Annotated in this window: 19 protein-coding genes and 1 pseudogene; 12 read left to right on the top strand and 8 right to left on the bottom strand. The window is 61.1% G+C overall.

The window, feature by feature from the left end; translation table 11 throughout:
* Positions 1 to 185: 185 nt before the first annotated feature.
* Both ACZ9BX_RS09900 and ACZ9BX_RS09895 read left to right on the top strand, forming a co-directional pair.
* The gene (locus ACZ9BX_RS09900) at positions 186 to 1703 is read left to right on the top strand and encodes a carboxylesterase/lipase family protein (protein WP_476217508.1); all 1518 of its coding nucleotides are present in this window, start codon (positions 186 to 188) and stop codon (positions 1701 to 1703) included.
* 57 nt (positions 1704 to 1760) lie between these two features.
* A pseudogene (locus tag ACZ9BX_RS09895) lies at positions 1761 to 2289 on the top strand (AAA family ATPase).
* A 7-nt stretch (positions 2290 to 2296) separates the two neighbouring features.
* On the opposite strand, the gene ACZ9BX_RS09890 reads toward ACZ9BX_RS09895, so the two are convergent.
* A complete protein-coding gene (locus ACZ9BX_RS09890) occupies positions 2297 to 3226 on the bottom strand; it encodes a LysR family transcriptional regulator (RefSeq protein ID WP_476217506.1) in 930 nt (309 codons plus the stop codon).
* A gap of 99 nt (positions 3227 to 3325) precedes the next feature.
* Between ACZ9BX_RS09890 and ACZ9BX_RS09885 the strand changes: the two genes are divergently transcribed.
* Both ACZ9BX_RS09885 and ACZ9BX_RS09880 read left to right on the top strand, forming a co-directional pair.
* Positions 3326 to 4213 (top strand): NmrA/HSCARG family protein, encoded by an 888-nt coding sequence (locus ACZ9BX_RS09885; RefSeq protein WP_476217504.1) that lies wholly within the window; start codon positions 3326 to 3328, stop codon positions 4211 to 4213.
* 90 nt (positions 4214 to 4303) lie between these two features.
* The gene (locus ACZ9BX_RS09880) at positions 4304 to 4537 is read left to right on the top strand and encodes a hypothetical protein (protein ID WP_476217502.1); all 234 of its coding nucleotides are present in this window, start codon (positions 4304 to 4306) and stop codon (positions 4535 to 4537) included.
* Between the two features lie 68 nt (positions 4538 to 4605).
* Here ACZ9BX_RS09880 and ACZ9BX_RS09875 read toward each other — a convergent pair whose 3' ends face one another.
* Both ACZ9BX_RS09875 and ACZ9BX_RS09870 read right to left on the bottom strand, forming a co-directional pair.
* Positions 4606 to 5571 (bottom strand): phytanoyl-CoA dioxygenase family protein, encoded by a 966-nt coding sequence (locus ACZ9BX_RS09875; protein ID WP_476217500.1) that lies wholly within the window; start codon positions 5569 to 5571, stop codon positions 4606 to 4608.
* 239 nt (positions 5572 to 5810) lie between these two features.
* Positions 5811 to 7151, bottom strand: coding sequence for a calcium-binding protein (locus tag ACZ9BX_RS09870; protein WP_476217498.1), 1341 nt, complete (start codon positions 7149 to 7151; stop codon positions 5811 to 5813).
* A gap of 176 nt (positions 7152 to 7327) precedes the next feature.
* Here ACZ9BX_RS09870 and ACZ9BX_RS09865 point away from each other — a divergent pair, with 176 nt between their 5' ends.
* The 3 genes from ACZ9BX_RS09865 (at position 7328) to ACZ9BX_RS09855 (ending at position 10502) form a co-directional block, all read left to right on the top strand.
* On the top strand, positions 7328 to 7939 hold the full coding sequence (locus tag ACZ9BX_RS09865) for a class I SAM-dependent methyltransferase (RefSeq protein WP_476219958.1): 612 nt from the start codon (positions 7328 to 7330) through the stop codon (positions 7937 to 7939).
* Between the two features lie 333 nt (positions 7940 to 8272).
* The gene (locus tag ACZ9BX_RS09860) at positions 8273 to 9034 is read left to right on the top strand and encodes a hypothetical protein (RefSeq protein ID WP_476217497.1); all 762 of its coding nucleotides are present in this window, start codon (positions 8273 to 8275) and stop codon (positions 9032 to 9034) included.
* Positions 9035 to 9404: 370 nt separating this feature from the next.
* Positions 9405 to 10502 (top strand): porin, encoded by a 1098-nt coding sequence (locus tag ACZ9BX_RS09855; RefSeq protein ID WP_476217495.1) that lies wholly within the window; start codon positions 9405 to 9407, stop codon positions 10500 to 10502.
* Positions 10503 to 10587: 85 nt separating this feature from the next.
* Here the strand turns inward: ACZ9BX_RS09855 and ACZ9BX_RS09850 are convergent, their stop codons facing one another.
* Complete coding sequence (locus ACZ9BX_RS09850) at positions 10588 to 11169, bottom strand: TetR/AcrR family transcriptional regulator (protein ID WP_476217493.1); 582 nt, start codon at positions 11167 to 11169, stop codon at positions 10588 to 10590.
* Between the two features lie 309 nt (positions 11170 to 11478).
* On the opposite strand from ACZ9BX_RS09850, the gene ACZ9BX_RS09845 reads away from it, so the two are divergent.
* The 4 genes from ACZ9BX_RS09845 (at position 11479) to ACZ9BX_RS09830 (ending at position 14371) form a co-directional block, all read left to right on the top strand.
* Positions 11479 to 12090: a TetR/AcrR family transcriptional regulator gene (locus ACZ9BX_RS09845; RefSeq protein ID WP_476217491.1), complete on the top strand. Its 612-nt coding sequence runs from the start codon at positions 11479 to 11481 to the stop codon at positions 12088 to 12090.
* A gap of 77 nt (positions 12091 to 12167) precedes the next feature.
* Positions 12168 to 13601, top strand: coding sequence for a methyl-accepting chemotaxis protein (locus ACZ9BX_RS09840; protein ID WP_476217489.1), 1434 nt, complete (start codon positions 12168 to 12170; stop codon positions 13599 to 13601).
* 33 nt (positions 13602 to 13634) lie between these two features.
* Positions 13635 to 13991, top strand: a complete 357-nt coding sequence (locus ACZ9BX_RS09835) for a DUF1491 family protein (protein WP_132559936.1) — start codon at positions 13635 to 13637, stop codon at positions 13989 to 13991.
* Positions 13992 to 14200: 209 nt separating this feature from the next.
* Positions 14201 to 14371, top strand: a complete 171-nt coding sequence (locus ACZ9BX_RS09830; protein WP_476217487.1) for a phage integrase N-terminal SAM-like domain-containing protein — start codon at positions 14201 to 14203, stop codon at positions 14369 to 14371.
* Positions 14372 to 14572: 201 nt separating this feature from the next.
* Here the strand turns inward: ACZ9BX_RS09830 and ACZ9BX_RS09825 are convergent, their stop codons facing one another.
* Together ACZ9BX_RS09825 and ACZ9BX_RS09820 are read right to left on the bottom strand one after the other, a co-directional pair.
* Positions 14573 to 15598: a DUF2336 domain-containing protein gene (locus ACZ9BX_RS09825; protein ID WP_476217485.1), complete on the bottom strand. Its 1026-nt coding sequence runs from the start codon at positions 15596 to 15598 to the stop codon at positions 14573 to 14575.
* 228 nt (positions 15599 to 15826) lie between these two features.
* Positions 15827 to 16033 (bottom strand): hypothetical protein, encoded by a 207-nt coding sequence (locus ACZ9BX_RS09820; RefSeq protein ID WP_476219956.1) that lies wholly within the window; start codon positions 16031 to 16033, stop codon positions 15827 to 15829.
* A gap of 515 nt (positions 16034 to 16548) precedes the next feature.
* Between ACZ9BX_RS09820 and ACZ9BX_RS09815 the strand changes: the two genes are divergently transcribed.
* Positions 16549 to 16728 carry a hypothetical protein gene (locus ACZ9BX_RS09815; RefSeq protein ID WP_027507519.1) on the top strand — a complete coding sequence of 60 codons (180 nt, stop codon included), beginning with the start codon at positions 16549 to 16551 and terminating at the stop codon, positions 16726 to 16728.
* Positions 16729 to 16737: 9 nt separating this feature from the next.
* Here the strand turns inward: ACZ9BX_RS09815 and ACZ9BX_RS09810 are convergent, their stop codons facing one another.
* Together ACZ9BX_RS09810 and ACZ9BX_RS09805 are read right to left on the bottom strand one after the other, a co-directional pair.
* Complete coding sequence (locus ACZ9BX_RS09810; RefSeq protein WP_476217483.1) at positions 16738 to 17289, bottom strand: DUF1254 domain-containing protein; 552 nt, start codon at positions 17287 to 17289, stop codon at positions 16738 to 16740.
* Positions 17282 to 17869: a DUF1214 domain-containing protein gene (locus ACZ9BX_RS09805; RefSeq protein WP_476217481.1), complete on the bottom strand. Its 588-nt coding sequence runs from the start codon at positions 17867 to 17869 to the stop codon at positions 17282 to 17284. Before ACZ9BX_RS09805 ends, ACZ9BX_RS09810 begins: the two co-directional genes overlap by 8 nt.
* Between the last annotated feature and the right edge of the window lie 250 nt (positions 17870 to 18119).

Here is an 18119-nt window from a genome sequence, read left to right as displayed (position 1 = left end):
TCGGGCAGAAGGCTTCGTCACGGAGGACGCCATGAATTTGAACTCCCTTCCTCACCCGAGCAGACGCCAGTTCCTTTCGGCCGCGGCGGCGGCCCTTGCATCGCCGGCCCTGTTTGCCGCGGGCCGCGCAAAAGCCGCCGAACCGGCAGCTATAAGGATCGCGAATGGCATATTGCGCGGTGTGTATGACAACGGGGGTCTTCAGTTTCAAAGGCGTTCCATACGCCGCCAACACGTCCGGAGCCAACCGGTTCAAGGCCCCGCAGCCGGTACCGAACTGGAGCGGTGAATTTGATGCAACACGCTATGGCGCGCTCAGCCCGCAAGTGCGAACGACTATGGGAAAGGGTCCGATGTTCGAATGGTATGACCAGAACGAGCCGCTCGGCGAGAACTGCTGCGTTCTGAATGTCTTCACGCCCGGCCTCGACGCAGGCGCGCGCAGGCCGGTGATGTTCTACATTCACGGTGGCGGCTACATCAACGGGGGCGGTGGCGGTGCAGGCCTTGACGGCACGAACCTTGCCAATTTCGGGGATGTCGTCGTCGTGACGATCAACCACCGGCTGAATGTCTTCGGCTACACCAATCTCTCCCACCTGGATGGCGAGAGCTTCGGGGACGCGGCCAATGCCGGCCATCTCGACATCGTCGCGGCCTTGAAGTGGGTGCGGGACAATATCAGCGTCTTTGGAGGCGATCCCGGCAACGTGACCGTTTTCGGGCAGTCAGGCGGCGGATCGAAAATCATGATCCTTCTCTCGATGCCGGAGGCTCGGGGTCTCTTCCACCGCGCGATTAGCATGAGCGGCGCGGCTGGCCTCAATGTCGACGAGGCATCGATGATGGAGCCTTATGTCAACGCGCTGGTCTCGCAACTCGGTCTCGGCAGGGACAACCTTTCGGCCATCCAGGATGTCCCATTCGGAACCCTGCTCGAGGCACGGACCCGGGCCGCGTCCAAGTCGGGCCTCGAAGGGGCGCGGCCCGTGATCGACGGCCGGCACATCGTTACGCGGCCCATGAGCCCGGATGGCCTGGCGATGCATGCGAAGGTGCCGCTGCTGCTGGGGTCGACCAAAACCGAATCCACCCTGTTCTTCATGAGCGACATGCGCAATTTCGAGCTGACCGAATCGCAGATGCGTGAGCGGATGCGCAAGGTCTTCAATGTCGATGACGCGAAGATCGGCGCGATCATGTCGGCCTACCGTAGGACCGATCCGGACATGACGCCGTCGGACATCCTGGTCGCGGTCGCCTCCGACGTGCAGTTCCGACTGCCGCTTACGACCGCAGCCGAGACGAAGTCGGGCGCCGAGGGGCAGTCCCCCGTTTACATGTACAGCTTCAACTGGGCGATTCCGTTCCAGGGCGACGTCCTCGGGTCACCACACGCGGTCGACATTCCCTTCGCATTCGGAAACGTCGACAAGGCTGGCGCGATGGCCGGACCGGGCGCCGCACCGATTGAGACCTCCCTCAACATGATGGCGGCCTTCGTCAGTTTCGCCCGCTCCGGCAATCCCAACAACGCCCGGATGCCGGAATGGCGTCCCTACGACAGCAAGACGCGGACGACGATGCTGGTCAATGCCACCTGCGAGGCCGCGAACGATTACCGGGGCTCGGCGCGGCTTGCTGTCGCGGATTTGAAAATCGACCCGTTCAACCGCGCGGCGCTTTATCGCTACGAGGCGTGACGCCTCGACCCACTTGCCGGCCTTTGAACGATCACCCCGTCATGCTACACCGCGCGCATGATCGATCACGCAGGCGAAGTTCTGATCCTGACCGGTGCGCCCGGATCGGGAAAGACTACCACGGCACAGGCGCTCGCAAGTCAGCCCGGCTCGTCCAAGGTGCATCTCCAGTCGGACGATTTCTGGTGTTTCATCAAGAACGGCGTAATCGCGCCCTATCTGCCGGAAGCGCGTGAGCAGAACAGGATCGTGATCGATGTTCTTGCCAAGGCGGCCGAAGGCTATGCCAGGGGCGGCTATTACGTCATCCTCGACGGCATCGTCGGGCCCTGGTTCCTGGCGCCCTTCAGGGCGCTTTCCCTACCTCGTCCTGCGTCCAGCGCTCGACGAGGCGATCCGGCGCTGCAAGGCGCGCGGCGGTGATACGCTGGCCGATCCCGGGCCGATTGCGGAGCTGCACCAGCAGCTCTCCTTGCTGGGAGAGCTGGAACGGCACGCTCTTCCGGTAGAGGGGCTGAGCCGCGAGGACGTACTGCGCCAGGTGATCGGCGCGGTGGAGAGCGGAGAATTCCGCCTGGCGCCCTGAGCCGGACCTAGCTTGATACGGCCGTACCCCTGCCATTCTCATTGTCGCTGGCTCCGGCAGCACTCAATCGCTCCGCCGCAAGCTCGATGAATGCCCTGACCGCAGGCGAAAGGTGCCGGCTGCTCGGGTAGACGGCATAAAGGCCGCCGGCCGGCGTCGTGTAATCGCCGAGAACGCGGCAGAGCCGCCCGTCCGTGATGGACGCTTCGGCCATCCTGTCGGGCAGCTGGGCGATGCCGTAGCCAGCAATCGCAGCGGCAATCACCGCCTGCATTTCATTGGCGGCGAAGCGTCCGGACACCATGACGCTTTCCTCGCCATGCGGCCCCTCCAGAACCCAGTGCGCATTGGTCGTCGACAGGCCCGCGATGACACAGTGGTGGAAAGCAAGGTCCGCCGGCGCTTCCGGCACGCCAAGGCGCACCAGATAATCCGGGCTGGCGCACAGGATACGATGCGTCGAGCCGAGCTTGCGGGCGATCAGCGTCGAGTCCGGGAGGATGCCGGTGCGGAAGGCGAGATCGATGCTGTCCTCGACGAGATTGAGCCTGTCGTCGGTCAGGCGCAGTTCGACCATGGTTTTCGGATACATCGCAAGGAAGCTGGACACCGTGCCGGAGAGGAAGCCGCCGAAGCCGACGGGCGCGGATATCCGGATCGTTCCCGATGGCTCCGCCCGCGCTTCCGCAAGGCGCAGGTTCGCATCCTCGATCGTCCGCAGCGCCTGGCTGCTCCGATCGTAGTAGAGACGTCCCGCATCCGTCACGCTGAGGCTGCGCGTCGTGCGCTGGATGAGACGGATGCCCAGCTCGCGCTCGAGCGCGGCAATGCGGCGGCTGACCGTGGTCTTGGGCATGCCGAGCAGGCGCGCGGCGCCGGTGAAACTGCCGGCTTCGACGACGCGGGCAAACACCAGGATATCGTTGAGATCGAGCATTGTGCCAACTTTGGGATGATGTTTTCCAATTGTAGGCCATTATGGATCAATGTGACAGACACTAACTTTGCTCGATCGGAAACGAAAAGGAGCAGACACATGAACAACAAACGAAGCGTTCTGGTTACCGGCGCCACCGGCCAGCAGGGAGGCGCGGTTGCGCACGCACTCCTCTCGAGAGGACATCGCGTCAAGGCGCTGACCCGCAGGGCGGACAGCGATGTGGCGCGGCGGCTGGCATCGGCCGGTGCCGAGATCGTGGTGGGCGATCTCGGCGATGCCGCCTCCATCGTGAAGGCTGCAAGCGGCGTCGACACCATGTTCCTGATGGGCAACAGCTACGAGGCCGGGGTGGAGGAGGAGACCCGCCAGGGCATCATTGCCGCCGATGCGGCGAAGGCCGCCGGCATAGGGCATCTGATCTATTCGTCCGTTGCCGATGCCGACAAGAAGACAGGCATCCCGCATTTCGAAAGCAAGTATCTCGTCGAAAAACATGTGGCCGGGCTCGGCATTCCCTACACGATCAGCGCGCCGGTCGCCTTCATGGAGAATTTCGTCGCGCCGTGGTCGATCGGCGCGCTCGGCCAGGGAACGCACGCTTTCGCGATGCCGTCCAAGCGCGTCCTTCAATTGGTCGCGCTGGCGGACATCGGGGCTTTCGTCGCAGCGCTGGTCGAGCGGCGCGAGGAGGTATTCGGCAAGCGTTTCGATTTCGCCGGTGACGAATTGTCCGGCGAGGCGCAGGCGAAAATCCTCTCGCAAGCCATCGGCCGTCCGATCAGCTATCAGGAAATCCCGATCGCCGTCGCCCGCCAGCAAAGCGAGGATGTTGCACTCATGTTCGAGTGGTTCGACAAGGCCGGATACGATGCCGACATCGCCGCCCTGCGCAAGGATTTTCCCGAGGTCCGCTGGCACAGTTTTGCAGATTGGGCGCGCGAGTTCGACTGGAGTGTTCTTGAACGGACGCCCGCTGCCGGCTGAGTTCTCGTAGACATCGCCGGGCGATGCCGGTTGCAACAGCAATCGGCATCGTTCGTTTTCGTCGCGTGCGATTTGCGGTATATTAACTGGATGGAACGCCGGTACGCCAAATGGATCGCAACGCTATTGCTTGTGGCTGCAGCCAGCATCGCCGCGGCGCACCCGGACTCGCGCTGCACCTGCCGCAACCGCGACGGCATGAAGTACGAACTTGGCGAGATCGTCTGCATCAGGGTGGGTGGGGCGTCCTATCTCGCACGCTGTGAAATGGAGCTGAACGTCACGACCTGGCGGAAACTCCGCGACGGCTGCCCGACGGCCTGAGCCGCGGCGGCGGATATCCGATCAGTCAAAAGCCGGCCCAACCGGACCGGCTTCGGGATCCGCAGCGGTTACCTGATCACCGGCTCGCCGTGATAACGGCGCTTTGACGGCTTCGATACGCCGAATCCCACTTCCATCATCAGGCGCGGCGTATGCTTCGCGAGCGTTCCCATATGGAAGCCGAAGGGGTCCTCGACGAAGCCGGTGCCCGCCTTTCCGGTCAGCGTGACGGCGCTCTCCTTGCCGTAGAAGCTCAGCACGTCGTCGGCCGAATGCCCGACGAGCAGCGTCAGTTGGTGTTTCATCCGGCGGCGGTTATGGCTGCCGCGAACATAAACATGCGGACCGGCATCCGCATCGACGTCGGAGAGGTAGAAGAAGAACTTCAGCATCCGCCAGTCGTCGAGATCGAAGTGGAATTTGAACGAGGCGCGGCTGAGATCGGCTTCCGAGGCGGATTTCGTCGGGAAGCTCCACCATGTCCGCGTGGTGATCAATTTCGCCTCGCCGCCGAGATAGTGCCGGGCGATATCGACGAGAAGGGGGTCTTGCTGCACGGCGACCGCCGCCTCGCATTGCAGAACCCGTTCGAAGTGATGGCCGCTCAGGATCGTGCGCCCGAAGCGGCGTTCGGCTTCGGCATGCTCTCCGGCGAGAAACTCGAGCTTGCGCTCGAAATTGCCAAAACACGGCGTCTCGTGCCCAAAGCGGGAGATCTCCTCCTGGACGTCCGCCGGCAGCGTGAGGCCTGTGAAGATGCCCGTTCGTCGCAATTCCGCGGCCGCTTCATCCGCCCTGATGTCGCCGAACATCGACGGTGCTACTGTTGCCGAAGACGGAACACGTCGGGCGGTGAGCCAATGTGCCCGGCGGAACGGCATCGTGCGGGCGAGCAGGAACATCGGCAGCCAGGCGGGATTTTCCTTGAGATCGGTTAAATAGGTTGGCACGCGAGCCGCCATGCGGCGAAGGGGCCCGCCGGTGCGGGCAATGGCTTCGAGGTCTTTCGGCTTGGATTTGGGCGTATCAAGCATCTGACATCCTTATTCGAACGGTTTCCCATGGCGTTTTCCCCGCGGCACCCCAGCTTACGCTAGACGGATTTGGATCATGATGCAATGCAACATGGCAATTGCAGTCTGTGCTATGTTTTATAACCAATTGAATAAGTTAACGAATTTAGGACGCTGAGTCTTTGGAAAACAGCGATCCTGCCCACTATGCATGTGGCAACATCTGGGCAGCGTGCCGATTTCGAAGCCGGTTGGGGCGCCTAGAAGAAATGAAAATCGTCAGCGGCAAGCGATGTGCCGTGGCTCACGGCCGCAAACGCTACGGCCGCCGCATCGCCGCTCCCGTCGGAATCGAAGAGCAGGCGGCCGGAGCACGTGTCGTAGAGGATGCGGTCGTCGTCTTCCAGCGCGGCTCTGCCTTTCACGAAGGCCTCCGGGTCGAGCGTTCCGGCCGCGGCCCCGGTAAAGACGGAGCTGTCCAGCCGCAAGGTGTCGTCGGCGGAGGAGAAGTCGAGGATCCTGTCGCAGTTCGCCCGGCCGGGCCTGGTGTCGAAGACGAAGATGTCGTCGCCCGCCCCGCCGGAGAGGATGTCGCGGCCGGTTCCGCCGTTAAGAGTGTCGTCGCCTTCACCGCCGCGCAGGCGGTCCTCGCCCGCGCCGCCGTTGAGCGAATCGTCGAGCCGGCTGCCGGCGATCCGGTCATTGCCGCCCATCGCGGCGACGAGGACCGAGTGATCGTAGGCTTCATAGCTAACGACGTCTTTCGCGTCGGTGAGCGCGATCTCTTCGGCCGGCGGGACGACCGTGATGGTGATCGTCGCCAGATTGCTGTTGCCCTGGCCGTCGGTGGCGTAGACCGTGAAACTGTCGGTGCCCGTGAAGCCGGCGGCTGGAGAATAATCGAAGAGGTTACCGTTCAGGTAGTCCTGGTGATAATGCAGGCTGCCCACATACTGGCCCTGGTGAAAGGGATAGTAGCCTGCTTCGTAGAGCGTCTCCTGCTGCAGCGTGCCATGGTCCGGCCCGTCCACGACGACGAAGCCCAACAGGTCGAAATCGGCGTCCGACGCGCTGAACCTGACGTCGTCGAGCGATTGCCCCGGCGAAAGCATGAAGTTCAGGTCGGCGGCGGCGGGCGCATGATTGACGAAGGTGTCGGGCTGCAGCGCGCCGCCTTCCAGAATGATCTGGTGCGGACCGTACTGGGTGTTTTCGCCGCCGAAATATTCGTTGGCGCCCTGCCACGTCACCACGATGTCGTCGGGGCTTTCGGCGGTGATGGAGATGATCTCGGTCGAAAGATAGGCCGCCTGATCGGACAGCGTGCGGATATAGCGGCCCTCGTTGTCGAAGACGAAGGTTTCCACCGTCGTGAAGATCTCGGTCCTGCCGTCATTGGTGAAGGTGGTCACGGTAAAGAAGCCGTCGAACACGTCGACGGAAGCAAGATCGACCCAGCCGTAGGGGTAATCCGTATGCGCGGTCCCCGGCCCAAGGACGTCGCCGTCCGTTTCCGCTATACTGAAGAGGATCGCATCGGGGCTCTCGTTGTTGATGTCTTCCCATACGCTAAGCTCACTGCCATTGCTCAAAGTGGGCATCGTATTTTCCTTCGTTGCAGGGAAAGGGAAACGGTTCCGTGGACATCTTTACGGAGAGGCAGGATAGCCCGACGCACAGGGTGATCAAGCGCGGCGATCACGCCGACGCTTCCTTCGGCACGCTCGCTCGAAATCTGGTAAATTTTCTTCCTCGAAAGGAGTGGATATGTCCACAAGTGACCGCGCAAGCCCATTGGCAGACTGTCTACACGACAAAGGCGGAGACCGAAGTTAGCTGGTACGAGGATGCGCCGGACCTCTCGATGGTTCTGCTGCGCCAGGCCGGGTTGACGCCGGACATGTCCGTCATCGACATCGGCGGCGGGACCTCGCGGCTGGTCGATGCCCTCGTGGCATCCGGCCAGGCCCATGTCAGCGTTCTCGATCTCTCCGCAGCAGCCCTCGAAACGGCCAAGGCGCGGCTGCCGGGCGCCAAGCAGGTGCAGTGGATCATCGCGGACGTGACTGAATGGATGCCCACCCGCCAATATGACTTCTGGCACGACCGCGCCACCTTTCACTTCCTGACGGAGGCGGCCGACCAGCAGGCCTATGTTCGCGTACTGGCGCAAGCTCTCAGGAACGGCGGCAAGGCCGTGATTGGCACCTTTGCACCTGACGGACCGGAAAGGTGCAGCGGCCTGCCGGTTGCCCGCTACGATGCCGAAGGCCTGCAGGCCGTTCTCGGCAGTGGGTTCAAGCTCGCCGCAACGTGCCGGCATCAGCATAGGACTCCACGGCGATCGGTGCAGCAGTTCCAGTTCAGCACATTCGAGAAGACTGCTTAGATCGCAGCACCCCGCCGTTTTCGCAAGCACGAACGGCCTGCCGGAAAATAGCGAAAGCTCGGTGATTTGATCACTTCGCGTGCGGGCTTCGCACCTGCAAAAAAATGCTGCGACAACGTGCCTGCTGGGCCTTGAAATTCATTAGGGCAATATCGAAATGTAATTTCGATTGTCAGTGGCCGCTGGTTTCGGGGGCGAAAAGGCGCGCTAAAGACGGCGGTCAATCCGCTCGAAAGATACCATACTTATGGTATCTTTTCTTGCTCGATACCGCTCGCCGGGCCGGCCTCATTGCCGGTCTGGCTGGAGATTTTGCCTGTCGGGATAGTTCGAATGTTGTTCGAAGATTCCGGCAACGCCACACCCGAAACACATATTGCTGATCGTGTCATGTATAAATCAATCGCCTCCCTGAGCAGTGCGGACAACCCGCGACTCTACAAGGTCCTTTTCGACCATTTCTCGTCCCTCTACCCGGCAATCGCCAAATCGAGCGCGGCCGAGTTTCACTTGGGGGGCGATCAGACTTTTCGGCTCCTTCGAGGGTCGAAGGATATCACCTTCGAGATTGTCTATTCCGACATTTCCCGGTTTGCCTCGATCACCCGATCGTTGAACTCACGGGCAAAGAAATACATCAAGGGTTTTGCTCTTCAGTGGAACACCTCGCGCATCCCGCCTCCACGGGAGCTTCTTCAGCTTCCGCGTCCGCTGGATGAAACGCGGGCTCCCGACGATGTGCTGATGATGATCTTCCATCTTGATCAGGCCGACCAGGTCGAAGCTGAACGAAAGATCATGGCATGCATCGGCGCACTCTATCCCTCCGGTCCGCGATTGCAGGGGGACGACTATAACGGCCAGAAAGCGATAGCGCAGCTCGCGGACTGGCTGTCGTTCCAGGACGCAAAACACGTGCTTGACATCGAAGATCCGGACCACGCGGCAACGATGCTCATCTCGATGATGTTTGGGGGAATGGCATCCCGCATGACCGCAGGTGGCGGGTTGCCGGACAGACCGAGCCTTATTGGTTATCTCAAGGACTGCATCCATCTCTTCGTGAGAGGTTGTCGCTATAAGCAGGCCGCCTGACCGATGAGCCGGACATGGCGCTGCCGACGGCCGTTCACCTTCTTTCGTGAGCCGCCGTGCGCTCGGCGTTCCTCTGTTGGAATCTCTCTCAGCGATATCTTGAAGTTGCCCATGCCGGGCAATCTTGATGGTGAAATCGTGGCTCGGACAGGCCTGATTGTGGCAAAAATACAACGCCCGTCGGTTCGAGCTTATTTTTGGTACGAAGACGTTTATTAAATAATTGACGGGTTGGCGCATCGCCTGTTCTAAAGGTCGCGTTGCCGGGGCAAATCGCCGGTAACTCCTGGCGGACTGAAATTTCAGGGGACCGCATCCATCGCGCTAGCAAGAGCCAACCTTGGGGTTGGCCTCTGGAACGGAGACAAAAATGAATATTAAGAGCCTTCTTCTCGGCTCCGCTGCTGCTCTCGCAGCAGTTTCCGGTGCTCAGGCCGCCGACGCCATCGTCGCTGCCGAACCGGAACCGGTTGAGTATGTCCGCGTCTGCGACGCTTACGGCACCGGCTACTTCTACATTCCGGGCACCGAAACCTGCCTCCAGATCGGCGGCTACCTCCGCTTCGACGTCGGCTTCGGCTTCGGCGATGCACTCGACAACAATTCCTCCGAGGACTGGGATGCCCGCACGCGTGCGCACATCAACGTCGTCGCAAAGAACGATACGGAATACGGCACTCTCACGAGCGCGATCATTCTTGAATCCAACTTCCGTCCGAACGGTGTAGACAGCGACGCTCGCACGGCTGGTGCATCTTCCACGTTCGGCGGTTCTCAGAACAGCACGGTCATCGACGAAGCTTACATCGACCTCGCCGGCTTCCGCGTTGGTAAGTTTGCCAACTGGTGGGATGACGACTTCTCGGGCGAAACCGACATCATGACGACCCTCGATGGTTCGACGAAGCAGAACTCCATCCGATATCAGTACGACGCTGGCGACTTCTATGCCGGTATCGCTCTCGAAGAACTCGTTCAGACGGACGGTGGAAACGCCAACAACCTCGGTATCGACGGTTCCATCGGCGGTAAGCTCGGCGGCTTCACCTACGCGGTTCTCGGCGCTTACGACACCGACGCCCAGGAAGGCGCCGTACTCGCAAAGGTCGGCGTTGACGTCGGCCCGGGCACGCTCTCGGTTGCCGGTATCTATTCCACGGGTCTCGGCGATCAGGGCTTCAACGGCTATTACGACGCCGGCGAATGGTCCGTTGCGGCTCAGTATGCGCTGAAGGCAACCGACAAGTTCACGGTCACGCCTGCTGTTCAGTACATCGACAACATCGATGCCGACGCTGACGGCAGCTGGGACAGCGGCAACGAGATTCGCGCCGGCGTTACGCTCGACTACGAGATCGTAGAGAACCTTTCCACGAAGCTCACCGCAACCTATGTCAAGGACGACCACGACAACGCGGCGGATCAGGACTGGGTCGAAGGCTTCTTCCGCCTGCAGCGCGACTTCTGATCGAAGAGATAAAACTGATCAGCTTGACCTCCGATCAGTTTCGAGAGGAGAGCCCGGTATCCCAGCCGGGCTCTCTGTCTATTGTTTAGACATACAATCCCTTGGCGAAGATCTTGAGGCTTGAGCGAAGGTAGGCTTTCGTCCGCGTGGCGCGTTCCGCCAAGCCGGTGCCGGCGCGGTCGATGCTCAAGCTCCCGAAGGCGATGCCGATCAGCATGGTGGCGGCGGCGTCCGCATCGACAACCGTTATGCGGCCGTTTCGCCTCAGCTGCCGGAACCACTCGGCGAGCTTGGCACGCGCGACGCTGAAATCGTCCCGCAATTCGGCGACCTGTTCCGCCGCTTCCCAGCCGACCTCTATCATGAAGTAATCGTTCATGCCGGCCGCATCCAGCGCACCATCCTCGTCGATAAAGAAGATACTGGCGAGCCGTTCCTCCAGCGGCAGCTGGTCATCGATTTCCGGTATGAAGAAAATCGAATCGCTTCGAGATTTCAGTATATCCCGCAGAAGTTCGGCTTTTCCGCCGAAGAACTCGTAGAAGGTTCTTTTGGAAATGCCGCATCTGGCCGAGATCACGTCAACCGTCGTACTGATGTATCCGTATTCGATAAAGACATCGCGCCCCACGCCGATGATCTCATCTCGCCGCTGATCGGCGTCCACGCTTTTAGGGCGCCCGCGCGGCCTCTTTACATTTTCCCCAGCTTTCGAACTCACGATCCCTCATCGCCTGTATTTTTTATCCCGGCCCCGCACTGATACATGAACCGTCGTGGCGGGTACAGGCATCCGGACCCTCTTGCCCGCACGCGCCGCTTTTCTCGCCCAGCTCACGCATTGTCACCATTGCGTTACGGCCTCAAGCTTCTCAAAAGAATTTGCCCGAAGCAACACAGATGTTATTTTATCCGGCACACATTACCATCGCGCGGAGCACGTTCTGATTGCGTGCCGGGGGGCAAGAGATAGACGATGGAAAGTTCATACAGGCGCAGGAAACAGCCGGAGCTAGTCAAGCGGACCCTGATAGACGAAGCGGCAAAACTGGCCGTGCGGGAAGGGCTTGCCTCGGTGACCATTCAGGCTGTATCGGACGCTGCGGGCGTGACCAAGGGCGGCTTCATCCATCATTTTCCGAGCAAGAAGGATCTGATCGACGCCGTCTTCGGAGAACTCCTTGAAGCGATCGATGACGATATCGATACACGCATGGCCAAGGACCCGGAGCCCTATGGCTCGTTCACCCGCGCCTATATCAACTCGGTCTTCGAGAATAACCTCTGCGCCAAGGGCGGCCAATGGGCGCCCCTGACGATTTCGGCGCTGACGGACCCGTATCTGCGCGATCTCATGGCAAACTGGGTCGAGGAACGGGCGCAGCGCCACAACGAGACCGACGGCGATACGCGCCTGAAGATCGCCCGCCTGGCCGCCGACGGCATCTGGCTTTCCCATCTCTACAAGATCAAAATCACCGATGCAAAAAACCTGAGGTCTGAGCTTTTGGCAACCACCGGGAAGCCGGATGCGCAGCACAAGAACGAGGACGTTTGCCCTGATTCAAGCGTGCGCCCTACAACCTAAGTCTAAACCGCCGCCTTCGTTTGCAACTTATTAACCATATTACCTGAACCTTCTCTAATCTACTGGAGGAGCCGGGCATGTATGCGCTGAAGACGGTGGAGGTCGCCGATGAGCCGGAAGGGCACGACGCGGAGGCGTTGCGCCACGTCCTGTCCCGGCTCGCGGAAGAGGCGTCCACGCTCGGCATCGATCTCGTCGATATCGCCGGCGCCATCCAGGACATGGCGGCGATGTCGGCGCGCCATGCGACGGCATTCGACGACGTGACGCGGACGGCACTTTCGATCGCCGAAACGAACCGGGAAGTTGCCGTGTCGCTTAGCGAGACGGACCGCACGGCGGCCGAGGCCCGGCACATGCTGAAGGAATCGGCCGGCCGGCTTTCCGGCTCGATCGAGGAAATCGGTCATATGGTGCGCTCCTCCGAGGAGATCAGCGCCGAGATCAATACCTTTTCGAAATCGCTTGCCGATGTCGACAAGGTTGCCGCCGAGATCAGCACCATCGCCCGGCAGACGAACCTTCTGGCGCTCAACGCCGCGATCGAAGCGGCACGCGCCGGCGAGGCGGGCAAGGGCTTTGCCGTCGTCGCCTCCGAAATCCGCGCGCTGTCGCTGCAGACCTCCAAGGCGACCGGGTCCATCCAGGAAACGCTGGACGAATTGCGCATCAAGATAGACCGGCTCTCGGCGGCAGGCAGCGGCGCGCGCGAAAGTGCTGCCGGCGTCAAGGACAAGTCGGAAGCGATGCGCGGCGCATTCGGCAACATGGAGCATGTGATCACCCAGATCCTCGACAGCTCCACGGTCATGGCAAAGACAACCGAGGCCGTCGACCAGCAATGTGCCGGTTTCGTCGCCCAACTCGGCGAGATGTCCGCCGAAGTGCTGAATTCCAACGTCAAGCTCCAGCATGCCGCAAAGCGCGTCGACAGCGTCGTCGGCCTTTCCGAGAAGCTGGTGCAGCTGACCGCGAGCGCCGGCGTGGAAACCTCTGACAGCCTCTGGATCGCCAAGGCGCAAGGCGTGGCAGGCGCGATTTCCGAAGCCTTCGAGCATGCTGTCGTCGAAGGCCGGATTGGCTTCGAGGCGCTCTTTAACCGCCAATACCGGCCGGTCCCGGGCACCGATCCGGTGCAGCTCATGGCGGCCTTCACGGAACTCACCGATCGCCTGCTGCCGCTGATCCAGGAACCGGTTGCCGCCTCCGACGAGCGTATCGCCTTTTGCGCTGCTGTCGATGAAAACGGCTACCTGCCGACGCATAACCGGAAATTCTCCGAACCGCAGCGGCCGGGCGATACGGTGTGGAACACCGCCAACTGCCGCAACCGGCGCATCTTCAACGACCGGGTCGGGCTTGCCGCGGGCAAAAGCACCGCACCCTTCCTCGTGCAGACCTACCGCCGCGATATGGGCGGCGGCAATTTCGTGATGATGAAGGACATCTCCGCCCCGATTATCGTCCGCGGACGGCATTGGGGCGGGCTGAGGCTGGCGGTAAAGGTCTAGCGTTGCCGCCGCCGCTTGCCCTATACGGGATCAATGAGACTTCGCACCGACATCTTCGTTTCCGCCCTCGTGCGCCGCGTTTTTGCGCGCGGTGACTTCGCCGCTGTCGAGAAGAAGGGGGCGGAGGAGGCGGGCGCCATCTTCATCCGCCAGCATTTCCGCGACGGGCTCGAAACGCTCTACGCCCCTGCGCCGCAAAGTTTCTTTGACGAGGAGGACAGCGGCATGCGTCTTTTCGAAATCAGGCTCGAGAAGGCGGAGGCCGAAAAGGTGCGCGAACTGCTCGATCGCGAGCGGAAGTTCGACCCGGACCTCTGGATCGTCGAACTCGAAGCCGATGACGTCGCGGAGATCGTTCCGCTGGCGGACGAACGGAAGAACCCGCTTTAGACCTCCGGTCTTCGGTAGCAAGTGTCACCAACGTGAGCCCCGCCTGGAATACGTCACCTTAGGGCAGCTGTCGGCCCAAGGACGAAGCCGCTCGCGCGGCACTGGCGCCCGTGGTGAGGGTGCAGCAATGATTAGAACGTCGTGCATGGGTGGGTTTGCAGTCCTGGCTCACGATTGGGGTCTTCTCAATCATCAGACAGGAGGTTCCCATGACGGAGGAGAGGACCACCTCGCTGCGCGAGCGGATAATCGAAGACATGCGTATCCGTGGGATCGGCGACAAAGCCCAGCAGGCTCATATCCGAGCCATCAAGGATTTCGCCCGGTTTCTGAAGCGATCTCCGCACACCGCCACACCCACCCTGGTTTTGTCGACCTGAGCCCTGCGCGCCGGAAGCGGGAGGTTGGTGCAGCCGAAATAAACGGCGAGCGTATGTGAGGTAGATGAGGGCTCGGCAAAACGAGCCGTGTCACACAGTCTGGCTTGGAACCTGGAACCGGTACTTTGAGGATGACGATAAGTTTTAACTAACTTGACACAGATATTCCCATGCGAGGATCTACCTAAGCCCGTAAAGTTCCTACCGGCGGCCGACCATGCGGATATCGCGCGCCGGCGGCACCTGGCGCACGGCGCGCGGGGCGGAAGCGGCAGGCTGCTCGGCCGGCGCCTGGTCTTGCGGCTTGTAGGTATAGCTGTCGGCGCGGCGCCAGGCTTCGACCCGCTGATGGCATTCTTCCGGATCGAGCGCATCCAGTACCATCCAGGCGCGGGTCACGTTGTGCTGTGGCTCGGCAAGATGCGGGTACAGTCTTTCCAGCACGAAGACGGTATCGAGAAAGCCCATGCCGAGGCTGGTCAGTGTCGTTGCGAGCTGCTGGCCGGAGATATCGAGCATGATTCGCTCGGCAAGCCAGCGGCTGGTGGAGAGCGCATCGGCAAGTGCCGTCGCGAAGGACCCAGCCTCCCGTGCACGGGCGAAGCGGACGAGCAGCGCCTCCTGGATGCCGGACAGCGTGCGCAGTCCGAGGCGGTCGCCGTCGTTGCGTCCGAGATGTCCTGCAAGACCCTTGATCCTTTCGCGCATCGCCTCTTCGCTGGCGATGCGTTCCGCGAATTCGGCGGCTTCCATCGAGGCAGCGGTCGGCGGCGGCGTAAGCGGCTCGGCCGGTTCTTCGGAAATGGCTGCAGGCGCACTCTGACGCAGCGCAACGAGGGCGTCGATGACCTTCGGCGAAAGGCTGTCGCGGCTGACGATCGCCCTGGCATGTGCGGCGCCCTGCGACCGCGCGATAATGATCAGCGTATCGTCGTCGATCGCCTGCGAGGCCGTCAGGAACGGTGCGGCGATCGCGATCGGCTGGCTACCGATGAAGAGGGCAACCGCCGGCGGCATGTTCTCGCACTGGGAAAGTGCTGCAACCGCCTGGCGGCGCGCTTCGTCGGAGGAGGCCTGGAAAAGCGGCATGAACAGTTCGGCGAACTGGCGCAGCTCGGATCGCGTCGGATGCGCCAATCCTTCGAAGCTGCTGATGGTCGCCATCAATACCACATCCTTTTTCCGGATGGCCAAGGGGCCTTCTAGGTCTCGAAACCGGTCACGCACACGAACACCCTGGAAACGCGGAACTTGGGGCTTCCATGCGCTGGCGGAACGCACATCAACCCATACGAAGATGAACAAATCCTACACCGGCAGGGTTAACGGTTGCTGAAGATTTTAATCAAATGCGAGACGATGGTGCACGCATGGCGTGCACCATGAGGGGTCGCCGGCGCAACGAAAAGCACCTTGCGGCGGCAAGGCGCTTCCGAACGTTTTCCTGGGTGCAATTCAAAGACCCTTGTGCGAGCGCATGGCCGCCAGCAGCTTTTCGTTATCGGTATGGCCTGCCTGGTAAAGGTCGAGTGCGGCAGAGACGGCAAATCGCGCTTCCGCACTTTTGATGTCGATCCGCTTTTCCGCGCACCACGCGTCCAATGCGCATCTCAGCACATCGAGGTCTTCCGGGGAATATGACGAGTTCAACAATAAAGACATCATCTGCCCTCCGTTCTTACGGCAAGAGCATGCATGGTCTCCCAACCGGCCGTTGCCCTGAAACTCGACCGGCAAGATAACGATACGCCCAAATGGGACGACTACAATTAATATTTTTGTGACGTAAATATGCAACAGGCGACGCTTCCGGCATTTTGGGTGGCGCACTCTTTCAAGTCATTGAAATCAATTGAAAATTATAATTTTGTTTTTGTTTGACGCGGCTTGAAACCAAACGGCCGGTAACGGCGTTTAATAAGCGGTGTCGTGCAGATGCCGCGAGCCTGAAATATTAGTAAACTGTTAACTATCGTGTGTCTCAATTCGGATAGGAACGGTGCGATTGAGTGCTTCAGTCGTCAAGATTCCGCTTCACGGTCGAATAGGTGCCGTGAGAAAGGCGCGAATGCCCTCGGTCTGGAATATTCCGCACCGCAGGAAGCGCTGGCCCGCGCAGGCGGGCAGGGTGAAATCCGCTCACGTTCATCCGTCTCGGGCAGTGCATGGAGACGAGAATGGCCATAGTAGTCGCATTGGCGGATCGGCGGCCACGGGCGCCACGCCGCAGGGAGAAGAAGCCGGTCAAGGCTCAGATTCTGCTGTTCACGGGCGTGCGTTACGAGCGCCTTCCGGAGATGCCGAAGCACCCGGCGCAACGCGCATCGCGTGTGGAGAACCGCGTCGAGAACGAGTGAGGCGACGCCTCAGTCGACGGGTGCATAGGCCTCACAGCCAGCGCCCTCGAGGAAGCTTCTGGCTGCCTCGTCGAAGCTTGCCTGCGGCGCAAGCGTTCTGAGCACCGCATAGCCTTGCGGATGGGGCATTTCGACCAGAATGGTCGGCTGCAGCTCCGCTGGCAGCGATTTGCGCAAACCGGTCAGCTGGATCGGCGTTGCGACAAGAACATCCAGCGCTCCCCCCACAGACGTCCTGTCATTCATGCTGAAGACTTCGTTCGACGCACCGTCATAGACGGCAATCGACCAGAACGGCACGTTGCCTTTCGCCGTGAAGCGCACCGGATTGTTTTCCAGATCGAAGGCGCAGACGGCGGTGCGCACGAAAGGATCGCTGCTTGAAAGCCCCGCATCGTCGTTCTGCGCCGACAGCAGATAGAAACGGTTCGGACTGCCCTCAGCAAGTACCCGGGTCTGCGCGTCCCTGCCGGTATAGTGCGGCAGCGCGAGAATAATGACGAGATGCAGCAGTGCGGCGCCGAAGAGGCCGGCCAGGATCGCGAATATCAGCCTAAGCATTGCCGCATCCGATCTTCGTAAGCTTCGGCATGGCAAGGTCAATGACGCCCGAACTGCCAGCAGTCGGCGTGTCGAAGAGCGTCAGCACCAGCCGGAACGTGCCGGCGGCGGGCAGCGCCAGCCAGTTGCCCGGTTTTGCATTGGCGGAAATGTCGATCGTGAAGCTGCTGTCGGCCTGGCGGAGCACCGTCCAGGAATTCAGCGCCGCAGGCAGTCCGGGGCGCACTGAGGCAGGATTGCCGCTGTTGTCCGAGGTGAACAGCGTCCACAGCCGGGCAGGCGGTGTCTGGCCGCTGATGCGGTAGCTGCAGGCCGCGTTCAGCCGGTCGCCACTGTCGTCGACGCTTGCCGTGAATGTCAGTCCCTCGGCGCTGCCATAAAGCAGCTTGCCGGCGCGGGCGCGGTGGGATTTCGCGTAAGGATCGGCATCGGCCGTCTGCAGCTCGGGAAAGGCCTCCCAGGCCCCGAGCTTGAACGCGCCGAACCCTTGCGTCGCGTCCAGCGCATAAAGCGAAACCACGATCCCGCCGCCGAAAGCGACAATCAGCGTGATCGCGATAAAAAGCGGGAATCGAAACACTGCATGCCCTTGGAAACAAATCAGGTGAAAGGGTTAGCATTGATTCCGGCGGGGTGGAATGGTGCGGGTGAGGGGCGCGGCGGAATATGGGGTGGAGGATTGGAGTGATAGGCCGCCTGCTGGGGCATTTTGGACTGTGCACTGGTATCTTCATGGGCTGCAGGGCAAGACGCAGGCCGATTGTTTGAGTCTTCTCGGCTTGTGACGAGCACAGGAATGAGGAGTATCAGGCAAGCGCTCACTTCTTCAG

The organism is Rhizobium sp. USDA 3886 (assembly GCF_056279785.1).
The sequence above is the reverse complement of the archived record's forward strand: the minus strand, read 5'-3'. Positions and strand labels throughout refer to the sequence as shown.

What these genes read in the sequence shown, in the direction of transcription:
- ACZ9BX_RS09840 (WP_476217489.1), top strand. Translation starts at nt 12,168, where the DNA reads ATGTATGCGCTGAAGACGGTGGAGGTCGCCGATGAGCCGGAAGGGCAC.
- ACZ9BX_RS09810 (WP_476217483.1), bottom strand. Translation starts at nt 17,289, where the DNA reads ATGCTTAGGCTGATATTCGCGATCCTGGCCGGCCTCTTCGGCGCCGCA.
- ACZ9BX_RS09885 (WP_476217504.1), top strand. Translation starts at nt 3,326, where the DNA reads ATGAACAACAAACGAAGCGTTCTGGTTACCGGCGCCACCGGCCAGCAG.
- ACZ9BX_RS09815 (WP_027507519.1), top strand. Translation starts at nt 16,549, where the DNA reads ATGGCCATAGTAGTCGCATTGGCGGATCGGCGGCCACGGGCGCCACGC.
- ACZ9BX_RS09870 (WP_476217498.1), bottom strand. Translation starts at nt 7,151, where the DNA reads ATGCCCACTTTGAGCAATGGCAGTGAGCTTAGCGTATGGGAAGACATC.
- ACZ9BX_RS09855 (WP_476217495.1), top strand. Translation starts at nt 9,405, where the DNA reads ATGAATATTAAGAGCCTTCTTCTCGGCTCCGCTGCTGCTCTCGCAGCA.
- ACZ9BX_RS09820 (WP_476219956.1), bottom strand. Translation starts at nt 16,033, where the DNA reads ATGTCTTTATTGTTGAACTCGTCATATTCCCCGGAAGACCTCGATGTG.
- ACZ9BX_RS09835 (WP_132559936.1), top strand. Translation starts at nt 13,635, where the DNA reads ATGAGACTTCGCACCGACATCTTCGTTTCCGCCCTCGTGCGCCGCGTT.
- ACZ9BX_RS09830 (WP_476217487.1), top strand. Translation starts at nt 14,201, where the DNA reads ATGACGGAGGAGAGGACCACCTCGCTGCGCGAGCGGATAATCGAAGAC.
- ACZ9BX_RS09860 (WP_476217497.1), top strand. Translation starts at nt 8,273, where the DNA reads ATGTTGTTCGAAGATTCCGGCAACGCCACACCCGAAACACATATTGCT.
- ACZ9BX_RS09900 (WP_476217508.1), top strand. Translation starts at nt 186, where the DNA reads ATGACAACGGGGGTCTTCAGTTTCAAAGGCGTTCCATACGCCGCCAAC.
- ACZ9BX_RS09880 (WP_476217502.1), top strand. Translation starts at nt 4,304, where the DNA reads ATGGAACGCCGGTACGCCAAATGGATCGCAACGCTATTGCTTGTGGCT.
- ACZ9BX_RS09875 (WP_476217500.1), bottom strand. Translation starts at nt 5,571, where the DNA reads ATGCTTGATACGCCCAAATCCAAGCCGAAAGACCTCGAAGCCATTGCC.
- ACZ9BX_RS09890 (WP_476217506.1), bottom strand. Translation starts at nt 3,226, where the DNA reads ATGCTCGATCTCAACGATATCCTGGTGTTTGCCCGCGTCGTCGAAGCC.
- ACZ9BX_RS09845 (WP_476217491.1), top strand. Translation starts at nt 11,479, where the DNA reads ATGGAAAGTTCATACAGGCGCAGGAAACAGCCGGAGCTAGTCAAGCGG.